The 16,056-nt window shown below is 72.1% G+C and carries 15 protein-coding genes; 7 read left to right on the forward strand and 8 right to left on the reverse strand.

What is annotated here, in order from left to right; all coding sequences use genetic code 11:
- Nucleotides 1-75 precede the first annotated feature (75 nt).
- Complete coding sequence (locus GFH48_RS11095) at nucleotides 76-783, reverse strand: SDR family NAD(P)-dependent oxidoreductase (RefSeq protein ID WP_153288104.1); 708 nt, start codon at nucleotides 781-783, stop codon at nucleotides 76-78.
- Between the two features lie 101 nt (nucleotides 784-884).
- On the opposite strand from GFH48_RS11095, the gene GFH48_RS11100 reads away from it, so the two are divergent.
- The 3 genes from GFH48_RS11100 (at nucleotide 885) to GFH48_RS11110 (ending at nucleotide 3,993) form a co-directional block, all read left to right on the forward strand.
- Nucleotides 885-1,721, forward strand: a complete 837-nt coding sequence (locus GFH48_RS11100) for a helix-turn-helix transcriptional regulator (RefSeq protein ID WP_153288105.1) — start codon at nucleotides 885-887, stop codon at nucleotides 1,719-1,721.
- Between the two features lie 146 nt (nucleotides 1,722-1,867).
- Nucleotides 1,868-2,065 carry a DUF4236 domain-containing protein gene (locus GFH48_RS11105; RefSeq protein ID WP_153288106.1) on the forward strand — a complete coding sequence of 66 codons (198 nt, stop codon included), beginning with the start codon at nucleotides 1,868-1,870 and terminating at the stop codon, nucleotides 2,063-2,065.
- Nucleotides 2,066-2,463: 398 nt separating this feature from the next.
- A complete protein-coding gene (locus GFH48_RS11110; protein WP_153288107.1) occupies nucleotides 2,464-3,993 on the forward strand; it encodes a helix-turn-helix domain-containing protein in 1,530 nt (509 codons plus the stop codon).
- 84 nt (nucleotides 3,994-4,077) lie between these two features.
- Here GFH48_RS11110 and GFH48_RS11115 read toward each other — a convergent pair whose 3' ends face one another.
- Nucleotides 4,078-4,521, reverse strand: coding sequence for a DUF6299 family protein (locus GFH48_RS11115; protein WP_153288108.1), 444 nt, complete (start codon nucleotides 4,519-4,521; stop codon nucleotides 4,078-4,080).
- Nucleotides 4,522-4,764: 243 nt separating this feature from the next.
- Between GFH48_RS11115 and GFH48_RS11120 the strand changes: the two genes are divergently transcribed.
- Nucleotides 4,765-4,959: a DUF5999 family protein gene (locus GFH48_RS11120; protein WP_153288109.1), complete on the forward strand. Its 195-nt coding sequence runs from the start codon at nucleotides 4,765-4,767 to the stop codon at nucleotides 4,957-4,959.
- A 28-nt stretch (nucleotides 4,960-4,987) separates the two neighbouring features.
- On the opposite strand, the gene GFH48_RS11125 is transcribed toward GFH48_RS11120, so the two are convergent.
- Both GFH48_RS11125 and GFH48_RS11130 read right to left on the reverse strand, forming a co-directional pair.
- On the reverse strand, nucleotides 4,988-5,386 hold the full coding sequence (locus tag GFH48_RS11125; RefSeq protein ID WP_153288110.1) for a RidA family protein: 399 nt from the start codon (nucleotides 5,384-5,386) through the stop codon (nucleotides 4,988-4,990).
- Entirely contained in the window at nucleotides 5,383-6,714 is a 1,332-nt protein-coding gene (locus GFH48_RS11130; RefSeq protein WP_153288111.1) for an acyl-CoA dehydrogenase family protein, read from the reverse strand. The genes GFH48_RS11125 and GFH48_RS11130 overlap by 4 nt, the downstream gene beginning before the upstream one ends.
- Nucleotides 6,715-6,942: 228 nt before the next feature.
- Between GFH48_RS11130 and GFH48_RS11135 the strand changes: the two genes are divergently transcribed.
- Nucleotides 6,943-8,643 (forward strand): AMP-binding protein, encoded by a 1,701-nt coding sequence (locus GFH48_RS11135; RefSeq protein ID WP_153288112.1) that lies wholly within the window; start codon nucleotides 6,943-6,945, stop codon nucleotides 8,641-8,643.
- A 15-nt stretch (nucleotides 8,644-8,658) separates the two neighbouring features.
- Entirely contained in the window at nucleotides 8,659-9,477 is an 819-nt protein-coding gene (locus GFH48_RS11140; protein ID WP_153288113.1) for a PaaX family transcriptional regulator, read from the forward strand.
- Nucleotide 9,478: 1 nt separating this feature from the next.
- On the opposite strand, the gene GFH48_RS11145 is transcribed toward GFH48_RS11140, so the two are convergent.
- Together GFH48_RS11145 and GFH48_RS11150 are read right to left on the reverse strand one after the other, a co-directional pair.
- Entirely contained in the window at nucleotides 9,479-11,890 is a 2,412-nt protein-coding gene (locus tag GFH48_RS11145; RefSeq protein WP_456114884.1) for a bifunctional salicylyl-CoA 5-hydroxylase/oxidoreductase, read from the reverse strand.
- A 2-nt stretch (nucleotides 11,891-11,892) separates the two neighbouring features.
- On the reverse strand, nucleotides 11,893-12,720 hold the full coding sequence (locus GFH48_RS11150) for an enoyl-CoA hydratase family protein (protein WP_153288114.1): 828 nt from the start codon (nucleotides 12,718-12,720) through the stop codon (nucleotides 11,893-11,895).
- A gap of 351 nt (nucleotides 12,721-13,071) precedes the next feature.
- Here GFH48_RS11150 and GFH48_RS11155 point away from each other — a divergent pair, with 351 nt between their 5' ends.
- On the forward strand, nucleotides 13,072-13,524 hold the full coding sequence (locus GFH48_RS11155; protein WP_153288115.1) for an ATP-binding protein: 453 nt from the start codon (nucleotides 13,072-13,074) through the stop codon (nucleotides 13,522-13,524).
- 167 nt (nucleotides 13,525-13,691) lie between these two features.
- On the opposite strand, the gene argF is transcribed toward GFH48_RS11155, so the two are convergent.
- Nucleotides 13,692-14,699, reverse strand: coding sequence for an ornithine carbamoyltransferase (gene argF / locus GFH48_RS11160; protein ID WP_153288116.1), 1,008 nt, complete (start codon nucleotides 14,697-14,699; stop codon nucleotides 13,692-13,694).
- A 128-nt stretch (nucleotides 14,700-14,827) separates the two neighbouring features.
- The gene (locus GFH48_RS11165; RefSeq protein WP_194280555.1) at nucleotides 14,828-16,051 is read right to left on the reverse strand and encodes an arginine deiminase; all 1,224 of its coding nucleotides are present in this window, start codon (nucleotides 16,049-16,051) and stop codon (nucleotides 14,828-14,830) included.
- Between the last annotated feature and the right edge of the window lie 5 nt (nucleotides 16,052-16,056).

A 16,056-nucleotide genomic window follows, 5' to 3' on the forward strand; every position in this document is an offset into this window, starting at 1 on the left:
TCCGACCGACCGCCGGTAAACCGGCGGGGGCGACGGGGAGGAGGGCGCTGCGCCCGGCGGTGACCGGGGCCCCGGTCACCAGGGAAGGGGACCCTCGATGTCGAAGTAGCCGCCGGTCGGGCCCTCCGGGCCCAGCTGGGCGGTCCGGACGATGATCTCCGCGCCCTCCTGGACGGTCTGCGTGCCCGTGTGCCCGTTCAGGTCCGTCGCGGTGTAGCCGGGCTCCACCGCGTTGACACGGATCTCCGGGAAGGCCTTCGCGAACTGCACGGTGATCATGTTGACCGTGGCCTTCGACGCCGGGTAGGCGACCCCGGGGTAGGCGTACGTGGGCGTGTCGGGGGTGCTGACCCGGGTCAGCGACGCCAGTCCGCTGCTCACGTTCACCACGACCGGGGCCGCGGAGCGCCGCAGCAGGGGCAGGAAGGCGTGGGTGACGCGGACGACCCCGAAGACGTTCGTCTCGAAGATCGACCGCATCATGTCGGCGGTCAGGTCCGCGGCGCCGATGACACCTCCCTCCGGCGTGCGCCCCTCGACGCCGGCGTTGTTGATCAGTACGTCGAGCCCGCCGTCGGCCTCGATGGCCTTCGCCGCGGCGGCGACGGAGGCGTCGTCGGTGACGTCGAGGACGACCGCGCGCGCCCCCAGCTCCCCGGCTGCCCGGCGGCCGCGTTCCGGGTCCCGGCTGCCCAGGTAGACGGTGTGGCCCGCGGCGACGAGGCGGCGGGCGGTCTCGAAGCCGAGACCTTTGTTCGCTCCGGTGATCAGTGTGGTCGTCATGGCTCCAGGTTGCGGCGGGGCGGCGCGGTCAGCCAGGAGTCCCGTCTTCCTGGGACTCCTGGTACCAGGCAGGTCCGCGCCGCGCGGTGCACAGTGGAGGCATGGCGAGCACGGAGTTCGGGCGGACGGTACGGCGCTGGCGTGACCGGGTCCCTCCGGAGGCGGCCGGGCTGCCTGTCGGCGGACAGCGCAGGGCGGTCGGTCTGCGCCGCGAGGAACTCGCCCTGCTGGCCGGGATCTCGGTCGACTACGTCACCCGCCTCGAACAGGGCCGGGCCGCCCACCCGTCCGAGCAGGTCGTCGAGGCGCTCGGCCGGGCCCTGCGGCTGTCCGGCATCGAGCGCGAGCATCTCTTCCACGCCGCCGGGCTGGTCCCGCCGGGGCGGGGCACCGTACCCGGCTACCTCACACCGAGCGTGCAGCGACTGCTGGACCGCCTGACCGGGACCCCCGTGGCGGCCTACGACGCCGCGTGGACGCTGATGGTGGCCAACCCGCTGTACGCGGCCCTGCTGGGCGACCCCTCGGGGTGGCGCGGCCAGGAGCGCAACGGGGTGTGGCGTGCCTTCCTCGGTCCGGCCGGCCGGGTCCGGCACACACCGCAGTCCCGGCGGACGCTGGAGACCGCGCTCGTGAGCGACCTGCGTGCGACCGCGACCCGGTATCCGGCCGACCGTCGGGTGCGACGGCTGGTCGCCGAACTGCGGTCGGACAGCCGCCGGTTCGCCGAGCTGTGGGACGCCGGAGCCGTGGGCCGCCAGGAGGCCTCGCGCAAGACCGTCGACCACCCCCAACTGGGCCCCCTCACACTGGACTGCGACATCCTCAGCGTCGCCGGAAGCGATCTGCGCATCATGGTCTACACGGCCGAACCAGGCACACAGGACGCCGAACGGGTCGCGCTGCTCGGTGTGGTCGGCACCCAGACCCTGGCCTGAACGGGACCGGCGCGCAAGGCCGTTCAGCCGAGGTGGCGTTTTCACGGATATCGCGGGTCCACAGGCGGCCAAGGGCCGATTACGGGGTACACGGTGTCCCAGCCGGGACCCGCCCGGCGTCGCGAACCGCCTCCAGGGGGCCCTCGATGGCAATCACCTTCCGCAAGAGCTTCCGCATCCTTCCCGGGGTGCGGCTGAACATCAACCGGCACTCGTGGTCGATCACCACCGGCGGACGGCACGGGCCGCGGCAGACGCACAGCAGCACCGGACGCAAGACCACGTCGATGGACCTGCCGGGCCCCTTCGGCTGGCGCCGCACCACGCGGCGGCGGGACCACTGACCCCACCGGTCCGCTCCCACCCCCGTGAAGGGGAGAGCACGCCGGTCGGCCGCCGTGACGGCACTGACGCTCACGGCGGCCGGCGTGCCGCGTCCTCGAACTGTCCCGCGCACGCGAGCGGGACGTAAGGGCAGAAAGAGCACGACAGATACGAAAGGCATATGAGGTAGGAGACAGAGACGAGACAGGTGAGACGGACGAGACGGGCATGACGGGAGAATCCAGCAAGGCGGCCACACTCCACCTTTCTCCGCGAGACGGCCCGAACCACCCCGGGCCGCGAGCGAGGCGGACGCCCGACCGCCCGAACTCCCTTGCGAGTCTGCCCCGCTGACCACCATCACCCGATTGGGCGTACTCCATTTCTCTTTATCTCACATGAGATATACGGTCGCGCCATGGCAGACGACTACCTCGTACGCATCGGCAAGCTCATCCGTGACGCCCGTCAGCACCGGGGCTGGACCCAGTCGCAACTCGCCGAGGCTCTCGGCACCAGCCAGAGTGCCGTCAATCGCATCGAGCGCGGCAATCAGAACATCAGCCTTGAGATGATCGCCCGTATAGGCGAAGCCCTGGACAGCGAGATCGTGTCCCTGGGCTACGCGGGTCCGATGCATCTGCGCGTGGTCGGCGGACGGCGGCTGTCCGGCTCGATCGACGTGAAGACCAGCAAGAACGCCTGTGTCGCGCTGCTGTGCGCGACCCTCCTCAACAAGGGCCGCACGGTGCTGCGCCGGGTCGCCCGGATCGAAGAGGTCTACCGCCTGCTGGAGGTGCTCGGCTCGATCGGCGTCCGCACCCGGTGGATCAACGACGGCGTCGACCTGGAGATCGTGCCCCCGGCCCAGCTGGACATGGAGGCCATCGACGCCGAGGCGGCCCGCCGCACGCGGTCCATCATCATGTTCCTCGGCCCGCTGCTGCACCGCATGGACCAGTTCAAGCTGCCGTACGCGGGCGGTTGCGACCTGGGCACCAGGACCATCGAGCCGCACATGATCGCGCTGCGCCGCTTCGGTCTCGACATCGCCGCCACCGAGGGCCTCTACCACGCCCGGGTGGACCGCTCGGTCTCCCCCGCCCGCCCGATCGTCCTGACCGAGCGCGGCGACACGGTGACCGAGAACGCGCTGCTCGCCGCCGCCCGCCACGACGGCGTGACCGTCATCCGCAACGCCTCCTCCAACTACATGGTCCAGGACCTGTGCTTCTTCCTGGAGGCCCTGGGCGTACGGGTGGAGGGCATCGGCACCACGACGCTCACCGTGCACGGCGTGCCCACCATCGACGTGGACGTGGACTACTCGCCCTCGGAGGACCCGGTCGAGGCGATGAGCCTGCTCGCCGCCGCGGTCGTCACCGAGTCGGAGCTGACGGTGCGCCGGGTGCCCATCGAGTTCCTGGAGATCGAGCTCGCGGTCCTGGAGGAGATGGGCCTCGACCACGACCGCACGGCGGAGTACTTCGCCGACAACGGCCGCACGCGGCTGGTGGACCTGACGGTCCGGCCCTCCAAGCTGGAGGCGCCGATCGACAAGATCCACCCGATGCCCTTCCCGGGCCTGAACATCGACAACGTCCCGTTCTTCGCGGCCATCGCGGCCTCCGCGCAGGGCAAGACGCTGATCCACGACTGGGTGTACGACAACCGGGCCATCTATCTCACGGACCTCAACCGCCTCGGCGGGCGTCTCCAGCTCCTCGACCCGCACCGGGTGCTGGTGGAGGGCCCGACCCGCTGGCGCGCCGCCGAGATGATGTGCCCGCCCGCGCTGCGGCCCGCCGTGGTCGTCCTGCTGGCGATGATGGCCGCCGACGGTACGTCCGTGCTGCGCAACGTGTACGTCATCAACCGCGGCTACGAGGACCTGGCCGAGCGGCTCAACTCACTCGGGGCGCAGATCGAGACGTTCCGGGACATCTGATCCCCCGCACGGCCGTAGGGGCCCGCCAAAGGACGCCCTCGCGTCGGCCGGCGGGCCCCGTCGTGTGCCGTCCCGTGGGCGGGCTCAGCTCTCCATGAGCGTGATGTCCTGCTGCCGCACCGCGTGGAACTTCGGCAGCGGCAGGCCGCCCGCGCCGGGGCTCAGTTCCATCAGCGTGGCCTCGACATGGGCGGCTCCCGGCCGGAGGGTGCCGGGCTCGCGCTTCTCCGAATTGTTCCAGCGGTGCGCCGCTCCGTCGCAGACGGCCGAGGTGCCTCCGATGCCCTGCCGCGCCGTGGAGTCGCGCTGCCACACCGACGAGGACACGAGCACCGGACCGGTGCCCGTCAGACACCGGTAGGTGCCGGAGAGCGTGATGGTGCCGTCCGTCGCGAGATGACCGGTGGAGTCGACGGTGACGGTCTCGTACGGGTCCGACAGACCGGCGGCGGACGCGGCGACGGCGGGCGGCACGAGCAGCAGGAACGCGGCGCCGGTGGCCGCGCCGATGACCTGGCGCAAGGACATGGAAGTACCTCCTGAAACGTGGAAGGCTCCACAGGTACCGGCCCCGCGCGCCCGGGACGGTGATCGTCACCCCTTTGGTGGCGAGTCCGCCCCAGGCGTCATGGGAACGTTCGAGAGTTGTCCGTGTGTTGTCACGCTTCTCGACCGGCGGTTCCGATGAGTTCGCCGCGGGAGCATGGTCTTAACCATGCGAGGCGGCGACAGCGCCGCAGGCACTCATCGCATCCGACGTGGAGGTGCGCCATGTGTTCCCACCAGGCTCTGTGCCCGTCCGCGGACTCCAGGCTTCCGCACGTGGTGTCGGCCCACCACGAGCAGGGGTGGAGCCTGCTGTGCAACGGCGCGATCGTCTTCGACGACAGCGGCGAGCTGCTCCCCGACGGCAGCGTGATCGCTCCGCACCGGGTGTTCGCGGAGCGGCTCACCGTCGCCGCCTGACCACCGCCCCTGCCGCGCCGGCATCGCGCTACGCCAGGACCGCGAAGCCGTCGAGTTCGACCAGGGCGCGTTCGTCCCACAGGCGCACGGCGCCGACGACGGCCATGGCGGGATAGTCGCGCCCCGCCAACCGCCGCCAGACGCGCCCGAGTTCGGCGGCGTGAGCGCGATAGTCCGCGACGTCGGTGGCGTAGACGGTGACCCGCGCGAGGTCGGCCGGGGTTCCCCCCGCGGCCCGCAGCGCGGTGAGCAGGTTGGCCAGCGCCCGCTCGAACTGCTCCGGAAGGCTCTCGCCGACCACCTTCCCGTCCGTGTCGAGCGAGGTCTGACCCGCCAGGAAGACGACGCGGGTGCCGGTGGCGACGACGGCGTGCGAGAACCCCGCGGGCGGGGAGAGTTCGGGCGGATTGAGACGCTCGGTGCTCACGATGCCTCCCACGACGCGTACAACTCCTTGGCGATGATCGCCCGTTGGACCTCGCTCGCGCCCTCGTAGACACGGGGGGCGCGGACCTCCCGGTAGAGGTGTTCGAGGAGATGACCGCGGCGCAGGGCACGGGCGCCGTGCAGTTGGACCGCCGCGTCGACCACGTACTGGGCCGTCTCGGTCGCCAGCAGCTTCGCCATCGCCGCACGGCGGGGCACGTCCGGGGCCCCCTCGTCGTACGCCGCCGCGGCCGCGTACACCATGAGCCGGGCCGCCTCCGTGCGCAGCGCCATCTCGGCGACCTGGTGGGCCACCGTCTGCAGGTCCTTCAGCTTCCCTCCGAACGCCTCTCGCCGGGCGGTGTGCGCGAGGGCCGCCTCCAGGGCCGCTCCCGCCATACCGACCGCGAAGGCGCCCACGCTCGGGCGGAAGAGATTGAGGGTGCCCATCGCGACCCGGAAGCCGCGGTCGGGTTCACCGAGCACGTCGTCCGCGGTGACCGGTACGCCGTCGAAGGCGAGGTTCCCGATCGGGTGCGGCGAGAGCATGTCGAGCGGGGCCCCGGTGAGGCCGGGCCGGTCGGCGGGGACGAGGAACGCGGTGACACCCCGGGCGCCCGCGCCCGCCGTGGTCCGCGCGAAGACGGTGTAGAAGTCGGCCTCGGGCGCGTTGGAGATCCAGCACTTCTCCCCGGTGAGCCGCCAGCGCCCGGCGCCGTCGGCCTCGGCGACGGCCCCGGTGCCGGCCTCGTCGGCGGGCAGGGCCCGGACCTCCGCCCCGGACACCGGCGAACCCGCGGGCGCGGCTTCGGCGGGCATCCCGGTCTCCGCGACCGCCGGCGCCCCGGCCCGCTCGGCCGCGAGCGTCCCGGAATCCGCGCCGGGCGCGGTGCCCGGCGGTGGGCCCGGCGTGTGCGGGGCGGCCCGGTCCGCGCGCAGGGCCAACGCCGCCGCGTCGGAGCCCGCGGCCGGCTCGCTGAGCGCGAAGGCGGCCACCGCGGTGCCGTCCGAGACGCGCGGGAGCCAGTACGCGCGCTGGGCCCGGGTGCCGTACGCGTGCACCGGATGCGCGCCGAGACCTTGGAGGGCGAGCGCGGTCTCGGCCTCCGTACAGACCTGTGCCAGGGACTCCCGCATCAGGCACAGGTCGAGCGCGCCGGAGGTGAACAGCCGCGTGAGCAGACCCAGTCGGCCCAGCTCGGCGACGAGGGGGCGGTTGACGTGGCCAGGCTCGCCCTTCTCGGCCAGCGGGCGCAGCCGCTCCGCGGCGAGCGTGCGCAGCTCGGCGCACCAGGCGGTCTGCGCCGTGTCGAGCGAGAAAACGGTCACGGCCGGTCCCCTCTCCCTTGAGGACTTCAGGTTATCGCGGGACGTTGACTGTCGTCACCAACACGATACGCTCCTTGTGCGCAACCGAGAGCTGAGCCACCGACCGCGCACGATGCGCCAAGCACCGCGCACCACGTGCCACGCACCGCGCACCATGTGCCATCAACCACGCGCCACAAGCCGCGGGTTGAGAGCCGCGAGCCCACCACGACAAGGGGGCGAACCTCCATGGACCCCGGCGACACCCTGGAGCCGACGATCTCGGCCCACCTCGACACCTTCGCCCGCGACCACCTCCCGCCCCCGGAACAGTGGCCCCGACTCCCCTTCGATCTGCCCGAGTTGCGCTATCCGGACCGGCTCAACTGCGCGGCCGAGCTCCTCGACGGCCGGGATCCGCAGCGCCCCGCCTTCCGCACGCCGTCCGGCGACCTGTGGACGTACGGACAACTCCTCGCGCGCGTCGACCGCATCGCCCATGTGCTGACCACCGAGCTGGGCGTGGTGCCCGGAAACCGGGTCATGCTGCGCGGGCCCACCACGCCCTGGCTCGCCGCGTGCTGGCTGGCGGTCCTGAAGGCGGGCGCGATCGCCGTCACCGTGCTCGCCCAGCAGCGCCCGCACGAGCTGACCACGATGGGCACGATCGCCCGGGTGACCCACGCCCTGTGCGACATACGGTCGGTCGACGACCTGGCCGCCGCGGACATCCCGGGGCTGCGGATCACGACGTACGGCGGTGACGCGTCCGACGATCTGCTGCTGCGGATCACGGGCGCGCCCGACGAGCCCTTCACCGCCGTGGACACGGCCGCCGACGACGTCGCGCTGATCGCGTTCACCTCGGGCACGACCGGCCGCCCCAAGGGCTGTGTGCACTTCCACCGCGATGTGCTGGCGACGGCGGACACCTTCTCCCGCCATGTACTGAGGCCGCACGAGGACGACGTCTTCACCGGCAGCCCCCCGCTGGGATTCACCTTCGGGCTCGGTGGACTCGTCATCTTCCCCATGCGCGCGGGCGCCTGCTCCCTGCTGCTCGAACAGGCGGGCCCCAGGCAGCTGTTGCCCGCGATCGCGGAGCACCGTGTCTCCGTGCTGTTCACCGCGCCGACCGCGTACCGGGCGATGCTGACGGAACTGGACGGGTATGACACGACGTCGCTGCGGCGCTGTGTGTCGGCCGGCGAGAACCTGCCCGCCGCGACCTGGCAGGCCTGGCACGCCCGCACCGGGCTGCGCATCATCAACGGCATCGGCGCCACCGAGCTGCTGCACATCTTCATCTCGGCGGCCGACGAGCGGATCAGACCCGGCACCACGGGCCTGCCCGTCCCCGGCTGGCAGGCACGCGTGGTCGGCCCCGGCGGGGATCCGGTCCCGGACGGCGAACCCGGCCTGCTCGCCGTACGCGGCCCGGTGGGCTGCCGCTATCTCGCCGACCCGCGGCAGCGGGAGTACGTGCGCGACGGCTGGAACATCACCGGTGACACCTATGTCCGCGACGCCGACGGCTACTTCCGCTATGTCGCCCGCGCCGACGACATGATCGTCTCGGCCGGGTACAACATCGCGGGGCCGGAGGTCGAGGACGCCCTGCTGCGCCATCCGGATGTCGTCGAGACGGCGGTCGTGGGCCGCCCCGACGAGGCGCGCGGCCAGGTCGTGGTGGCGTACGCGGTCCTGCGCACGGGCGCGCCACGGGACCCGGAGGCGCTGCGGGTCTTCCTCAAGTCCGAGCTCGCGCCGTACAAGTGCCCCCGCGAGTTCGTCTTCCTGGACGTGCTGCCGCGCACGGCGACGGGGAAGCTGCAGCGCTTCCGGCTGCGCACGGCCGTCCCCGTACAGGGCGCCGCCGGGGACGAGCCGCCCACCGGGGGTGAGGTGTCCCCCGGAGGCGAGTTGTCCACCGGCGGCGGATCCAAGTGATCTTCGAGCACTAGAGTGATCAATGTGTCAGAGCAGCGCGCCCCCCGGTCCCTCATCGTCACGTTCTACGGCGCGTACGGCCGTTTCATGCCCGGTCCCGTGCCGGTGGCCGAGCTGATCCGGCTGCTCGCCGCTGTCGGTGTCGACGCGCCCTCCGTGCGTTCGTCGGTCTCCCGGCTCAAGCGCCGGGGGCTGCTCGAACCGGCCCGCACCCCGGCGGGCGCGGCGGGGTACGGGCTGTCGCCCGACGCGCGCCAGCTCCTCGACGACGGCGACCGGCGGGTGTACGCGACGGCTCCTCCCGAGGACGACGGCTGGGTGCTCGCCGTCTTCTCCGTGCCGGAGTCGGAACGCCAGAAGCGGCACGTGCTGCGCTCGCGACTGGCCGGCCTCGGCTTCGGGACGGCCGCACCGGGGGTGTGGCTCGCTCCGGCCCGGCTGTACGAGGAGACACGGCACACCCTCGCGCGGCTGCGGCTCGATCCGTACGTGGAGCTGTTCCGCGGGGAGCACCTGGGCTTCGCGGCGACGGCGGACGCGGTCGCGCGCTGGTGGGACCTGGGCTCGATCGCCAAGGAGCACGAGGAGTTCCTCGACCGGCACGCGCCCGTGCTGCGCGCCTGGGAGCGGCGCGCGGACACCCCTCCCGAGGACGCGTACCGCGACTACCTGCTGGCCCTGGACACCTGGCGCCACCTCCCGTACGCCGACCCGGGACTTCCCGGCGCGCTGCTGCCCCCGGGCTGGCCGGGCGCCCGTTCGGCCGCCGTCTTCCGGGCTCTGCACGAGCGGTTGCGCGACGCGGGGGCGGGCTTCACCGAGGTACCCGCGTAACTCACGCGGGCTTCACCGGGGTTGTGCTCGGCTGCTCTCGACTCCCGAGTGAGAGACGGGGTCTGGGAGCGTCGGTGCGCCCGGTCTGCGGGCGTCTGCTACCCGCACGGTAGGGCTTCGGCCAGGCGACGCCCGGTCCCTCGTAACCCTGCTCGGCCGCCGCGTGCAGGGTCCAGTGCGGGTCGTAGAGGTGTGGCCTGGCGAGTGCGCACAGGTCCGTGCGCCCGGCCAGGATCAGCGAGTTGACGTCGTCCCAGGACGAGATCGCGCCGACGGCGATCACCGGCAGGCCGGTCTCGTGGCGGATCCGGTCGGCGTACGGCGTCTGGTACGAGCGTCCGTACTCGGGCTGCTCGTCCGCCACCACCTGGCCCGTCGACACGTCCACCGCGTCCGCGCCGTGTGCGGCGAAGGCCCGCGCGACGGCGACCGCGTCGTCCCCGGTGGTGCCGCCCTCGGCCCAGTCGGTGGCGGAGATACGGACGGTCATGGGGCGTTCCTCCGGCCATACCGCCCGTACGGCGTCGAAGACCTCCAGCGGGAAGCGCAGTCGGCGTTCCAGGGAGCCGCCGTAGGCGTCGGTGCGCCGGTTGGTCAGGGGCGAGAGGAAGCCGGACAGCAGATAGCCGTGGGCGCAGTGCAGTTCGAGGAGGTCGAAGCCGCAGCGTGCGGCGCGCCAGGCGGCGGACGCGAACTGTTCCCGAATATCGGTCAGTTGGGCGCGCGAGAGGTGACGGGGTGACTGACTGGCCGGCCCGTACGGGATCGGGGACGCGGCCACCAGGGGCCAGCCGCCCTCCTCCAGCGGTTCGTCGATGCCCTCCCACATCAGCTTCGTGGAGCCCTTGCGGCCGGAGTGGCCGAGCTGCACGCCGATGGCGGTGCCGGGCGCCTGGGCGCGCACGAAGTCGGTGATCCGCCGCCAGGACTCGGCCTGGCGGTGCGTGTAGAGCCCCGCGCAGCCCGGCGTGATCCGGCCCTCGGCGCTCACGCACACCATCTCCGTCATCACCAGGCCGGCGCCGCCGAGCGCCCGCGCTCCCAGGTGCACGAGGTGGAAGTCCCCGGGGACGCCGTCCACGGCCGAGTACATGTCCATCGGGGAGACCACGACCCGGTTGCGCAGGGTCAGTCCGCGCAGCCGGAACGGTGTGAACATCGGGGGTGTACCGGGCGGGCAGCCGAACTCCCGCTCGACGGCGGCCGTGAAGTGCGCGTCGCGCAGCCGCAGGTTGTCGTGTGTGACCCGGCGGCTGCGGGTGAGGAGGTTGAAGGCGAACTGGCGTGGGTGCTGGCCGACGTACAGACCCACGTTCTCGAACCACTCCAGGCTCGCGCGGGCCGCGCGCTGGGTGGACGCGACCACCGGGCGCCGCTCCCGCTCGTAGGCGGCGAGGGCCTCGTCGAGCGTGGGCCGCTCCTGGAGACAGGCGGCGAGCGCGAGCGCGTCCTCGACGGCGAGCTTCGTGCCCGAGCCTATGGAGAAGTGCGCGGTGTGCGCGGCGTCGCCCAGGAGCACCAGATTGCCGTGCGACCAGCGGTCGTTGACGACCGTGCGGAAGGTGGTCCAGGCCGACTTGTTGGACCGCAGCGGCCGTCCGCCGAGGGCGTCGGAGAAGATCTTGGCGCACCGCTCGACGGACTCCCGCGCGTCGAGGTCCTCGAACCCGGCGGCCCGCCACACCTCCTCGCGCATCTCGACGATGACGGTGGAGGCGTCGGCCGCGTACGGGTAGGCGTGCAGTTGCATCACCCCGTGCTCGGTACCGGCGATCTCGAAGCGGAAGGCGTCCAGGGCGAAGTCGGCCGCCAGCCAGATGTAGCGGCACCGGTGCTCCTCGACGGACGGCCCGAACACGTCCGCGTACGCCTCCCGCGTCGGGCTGCGCACCCCGTCGGCGGCGACGACCAGGTCGTACGTCCGGGTCAGCTCGGCCGGGTCCGGGGCCTCGGCCCGAAAACACAGCTCCACACCGAGCGAGCGGCACCGCTCGTGCAGGATCTCCAGCAGCCGGCGCCGGCCGAGCGCCGCGAAGCCGTGGCCGCCGGAGGTGTGGTGGACACCTCGGTGCACGATGTCGATGTCGTCCCAGCGTACGAACTCGTCCTGGAGCGCCGCGTACACCACCGGGTCGGCGTGCTCGATGCCGCCGAGCGTCTCGTCGGACAGGACGACGCCGAAGCCGAAGGTGTCGTCGGGGGCGTTGCGCTCCCACACGGTGATCTCACGGCCGGGGTCGAGCCGTTTGAGGAGGGCCGCGGCGTACAGTCCGCCGGGGCCGCCGCCGACGACGGCGACACGCAGGGGTGCGCCGGGCCTCGCGGCCGCGGTCGGCGAGGGCGGCGTGGTGCCCGGGTGCGGCGGGGCGGCGCCGGCCGGTTGCGGGTCGCCCGGATCGCGGGGGGCGCGCACGGCTATCGCCCCCGCCACTTCGGCGCCCGCTTCTCGGTGAAGGCGGCGTGGAACTCCGCGTAGTCCTCGCCGTTCATCAGCAGGGCCTGTGCCGAGGCGTCGAGTTCGACGGAGGCGGCGAGCGGCATGTCCAGTTCGGCGGTGAGCAGCGCCTTCGTCTGGGCGTGCGCGAGGGCCGGTCCGGCCGCCAGGCGGTGGGCCAGTGCCCGCGCGGCCTCGTCGGCGTGCCCCTCCTCGGTCAGCTCGCTGATCAGGCCGATCCGCTCGGCCTCGGGCGCGCGCACGGGGTCGCCGAGCATCAGCAGCCTGGTCGCGTGGCCGAGCCCGACGACGCGGGGCAGCAGATACGCGGCGCCCATGTCGCCGCCGGACAGTCCGACACGGGTGAAGAGGAAGGCGAAGCGGGCGCTGGGGTCGGCCACCCGGAAGTCGGCGGCCAGCGCGAGCACCGCTCCGGCGCCGGCGGCCACGCCGTGCACCGCCGCGATCACCGGGAAGGGGCACTCCCGTACGGCGCGCACGACCTGTCCGGTCATCCGGTTGAAGTCGAGGAGCTGGGCGGTGTCCATGGAGAGTGTGGCGCCGATGATCTCGTCGACGTCGCCGCCCGAGCAGAAGCCGCGGCCCTCACCGGCCAGTACCAGGGCCCGCACCGACCGTTCCCGGGAGAGCTCGGCGAGCAGGTCACGCAGGTCGGCGTAGGCGCCGAAGGTGAGGGCGTTGAGTTTCTCGGGCCGGGCCAGGGTGACCGTGGCGACCCCGTCGGCGACCTCGTACCTCAGGTGGCGCCAGTCGGAGGTGCGGGCGGCTGAGCCGGTGAAGGGACTCATGACGGACGGCCTCCTCGGGCGGGGCGGCGGTCTGCGCGGCGGGACCGCCCGCGCTCCCTCACGAAGTTATCACCTGTCTGTGACTGTCGTCACGAGTGCGCGATAACCCGGGCGTGAACCGGTCGTCGGCCGCCGCCTCCGTCCCCCGCCCGTCACCGAGTAACGGAACCTCGATGGGCCCGTAACGACAGGAGCGTTCGACGGGAGACGAGCCGTCGACCTGGGTAGCACCCTCATGCCGGCCGAACGTCCCGGGAGGACCCTGCCGAACGTCCCGCGCAGCGCCCGCCGAGCGCCTCTGCCCGGCCGCGCCGTACCATTCGTAAAGTTGAAAGCAGGACAGCCTGCTCCATGAACGGACCCACCTTGCACGACACCCCCGCCCCCGCCTCCTGGCGCATCGCGCTGCCGCACACCGCCGCGGCCGTGCCCGTCGCGCGCGCCCTGGTCCGCACGGCGATGGCCGAGCTGGAGCACTCGGCCGACAGCGACACCGCGGAACTGCTCACCGCGGAGCTGGTGGCCAACGCCGTGGAGCACACCGCCGGGGACGGTCCCATAGAGCTGGTCGTGGAACTGATGGCGACCGGGTGCCAGGTCGAGGTGCACGACCCCGACCCGGCACCGCCGGGCAATCTCACCGTCCCCGGGCCGGTCGAGCCGCCGGACCCCTGGCAGGAGCACGGGCGCGGCCTCCTGCTGATCCGCACCCTCAGCTCGTCCTGCGGCCACCGCCCGACCGACTCCGGCAAGGCGGTCTGGTTCAGGCTTCCCGTGGTGCCGGCTCAGCGGCGGCCCGCGTAGCCCCGGCCGGGCGAGCAGCGAGCGACGGCGTCCGTAGAGGGCGTACACGATGACTCCGGCCGGCAAGAACGCCGCGAACTGGAGCAGGTCGTCCAGCCCGTCACGTGGCGGCCGCGGAAGGGGTGGCTCCGCACCGCCGGTCGGGAGATGGCCTGCGGCGACGCCGGTCAGGCCAGGGTCGCGACCAGGACAGCCTTGATGGTGTGCAGCCGGTTCTCCGCCTCGTCGAAGACGACCGAGTGGGCCGACTCGAACACTTCGTCGGTCACTTCGAGCGAGTCGAGGCCGTGGGTGGCGTGGATCTCGCGGCCGACCTTGGTGCCGAGGTCGTGGAAGGCCGGCAGGCAGTGGAGGAACCTCACGTCCGGATTGCCGGTGGCGCGCAGCACGTCCATGGTCACCGCGTACGGGGACAGGGCGGCGATGCGCTCGTCCCACACCTCCTTGGGCTCACCCATGGACACCCAGACGTCGGTGGCGACGAAGTCGGCTCCCCGGACGCCCTCGCCCACGTCCTCGGTGAGGGTGACGCGGCCACCGGTGGTCTCGGCGAGTCCGCGGGCCCTCGCGATGATCTCGTCGGCCGGCCAGTAGGCCCGCGGGGCGACGACGCGGACGTCCATCCCGAGGAGCGCGCCGGTGACCAGGTAGGAGTTGCCCATGTTGAAACGGGCGTCACCGAGGTAGGCGAAGGCGATCCCGCCGAGCGGCTTGGCGCAGTGCTCGGTCATCGTGAGTACGTCCGCGAGCATCTGGGTGGGGTGCCAGTCGTCGGTCAGACCGTTGTAGACGGGCACACCGGCGTACGCGGCGAGCTCCTCGACCGAGGCCTGGCTGTCGCCCCGGTACTCGATCGCGTCGAACATCCGGCCGAGGACGCGCGCGGTGTCCTTCACGGACTCCTTGTGGCCTATCTGCGAGCCGGACGGGTCCAGGCAGGTCGTCGAGGCGCCCTGGTCCGCTGCGGCGACCTCGAAGGCACAGCGCGTCCGGGTCGAGGTCTTCTCGAAGATCAGCGCGATGTTCCGCCCGCGCAGGTACGGGGTCTCGGTCCCGGCCTTCTTGGCCGCCTTCAGCTCGGCGGCCAGCTCGATCAGACCCCGGAACTCCTCTCCGGTGAGGTCCAGCTCCTTGAGGAGGTGGCGGCCGGCGAGGGCGGTCGGGACTGTCGCCATGGGGGCGCTCCTGGGGGCTGTGGGACGAAAAGGGGTCACGCGGGCGGGGACTTTTGGAATTCTATACGATGCCCAACATTTCTATACGGAGCCGACGCGGCCGAGGGAGCGAGGAGCGGTGCCGGAGCCTATACGGCCGCCCGTTCGACCGGACAGCTCATACAGCGGGGTCCGCCCCGGCCGCGGCCGAGCTCACTGCCCGGGATCTCTATGACCTCGATGCCCTGCTTGCGCAGATGCGTGTTGGTGGTCGCGTTCCGTTCGTAGGCGACCACGACACCCGGCTCGACGGCGAGGACGTTGCATCCGTCGTCCCACTGCTCGCGCTCGGCGGCGTGCACGTCCTGCGTGGCGGTCAGGACGCGGATCGCGGTGAGCCCGAGCGCCGCGGCGATCGCGCGGTGCATGTGCTCCGGGGGGTGGTCGGTGACCTTCAGTTCCTTCTCCCCCACGCCCGGCTCGATGGTGTACGAGCGCAGCATGCCGAGCCCCGCGTACTGGGTGAAGGTGTCCGCGTCCACCATCGTCATCACGGTGTCGAGGTGCATGAAGGCCCGCCGCTTGGGCATGTCGAGCGCCACGATGGTGCGGGCCGAGCCGGCGGCGAACAGCTTGTGCGCGAGCATCTCGACGGCCTGGGGGGTGGTCCGCTCGCTCATGCCGATGAGGACCGCGCCGTTGCCGATGACCAGGACGTCACCGCCCTCGATGGTCGACGGGTAGTCAGCCTGCCCCTCCGACCAGAGGTGGAACGACTCGTCCCGGAAGAGCGGGTGATGCCGGTAGATCGCCTCGAAGTGCACGGTCTCGCGCTGCCGGGCCGGCCACCGCATGGCGTTGATGGAGACCCCGTCGTAGATCCAGGCGGAGGTGTCCCGGGTGAAGAGGTGGTTCGGCAGCGGACCGAGCAGGAAGTCGTCCAGGTCCATGACGTGGAAGCGCACGGACGTGGGTTCCAGATGGGCGTCCAGGAACTCCCGCTTGGTCATGCCGCCGACGAGCGCGGCGGCCAACTCGTCGGCGGGCAGCGTCTCGAAGGAGGCCCGCAGGTGGTCGGTCGCCAGCGGCCCGTACTCCTTCTCGTCGAAGACCCGGTCCAGGACGAGCGACCTGGCGGCCGGGATCTCCAGCGCCTCGGCGAGCAGGTCACCGAAGAGGTGGACGGTGACCCCCCGGTCGCGCAGCACGTCCGCGAACCCGTCGTGCTCCGCACGGGCCCGGCGCACCCACAGCACGTCGTCGAAGAGCAGCGCGTCCTTGTTGCTGGGCGTGAGCCTTTTGAGCTCCAGATCAGGCCTGTGCAGGATGACGCGGCGCAGCCGCCCGGCCTCGGAGTCGACATGGAATCCCATGTCTC

This window comes from Streptomyces fagopyri (assembly GCF_009498275.1).
Lineage (GTDB): Bacteria > Actinomycetota > Actinomycetes > Streptomycetales > Streptomycetaceae > Streptomyces > Streptomyces fagopyri.

What these genes read in the sequence shown, in the direction of transcription:
- GFH48_RS11095 (WP_153288104.1), bottom strand. Translation starts at nt 783, where the DNA reads ATGACGACCACACTGATCACCGGAGCGAACAAAGGTCTCGGCTTCGAG.
- GFH48_RS11100 (WP_153288105.1), top strand. Translation starts at nt 885, where the DNA reads ATGGCGAGCACGGAGTTCGGGCGGACGGTACGGCGCTGGCGTGACCGG.
- GFH48_RS11105 (WP_153288106.1), top strand. Translation starts at nt 1,868, where the DNA reads ATGGCAATCACCTTCCGCAAGAGCTTCCGCATCCTTCCCGGGGTGCGG.
- GFH48_RS11110 (WP_153288107.1), top strand. Translation starts at nt 2,464, where the DNA reads ATGGCAGACGACTACCTCGTACGCATCGGCAAGCTCATCCGTGACGCC.
- GFH48_RS11115 (WP_153288108.1), bottom strand. Translation starts at nt 4,521, where the DNA reads ATGTCCTTGCGCCAGGTCATCGGCGCGGCCACCGGCGCCGCGTTCCTG.
- GFH48_RS11120 (WP_153288109.1), top strand. Translation starts at nt 4,765, where the DNA reads ATGTGTTCCCACCAGGCTCTGTGCCCGTCCGCGGACTCCAGGCTTCCG.
- GFH48_RS11135 (WP_153288112.1), top strand. Translation starts at nt 6,943, where the DNA reads ATGGACCCCGGCGACACCCTGGAGCCGACGATCTCGGCCCACCTCGAC.
- GFH48_RS11150 (WP_153288114.1), bottom strand. Translation starts at nt 12,720, where the DNA reads ATGAGTCCCTTCACCGGCTCAGCCGCCCGCACCTCCGACTGGCGCCAC.
- GFH48_RS11155 (WP_153288115.1), top strand. Translation starts at nt 13,072, where the DNA reads ATGAACGGACCCACCTTGCACGACACCCCCGCCCCCGCCTCCTGGCGC.
- argF (WP_153288116.1), bottom strand. Translation starts at nt 14,699, where the DNA reads ATGGCGACAGTCCCGACCGCCCTCGCCGGCCGCCACCTCCTCAAGGAG.
- GFH48_RS11165 (WP_194280555.1), bottom strand. Translation starts at nt 16,051, where the DNA reads ATGGGATTCCATGTCGACTCCGAGGCCGGGCGGCTGCGCCGCGTCATC.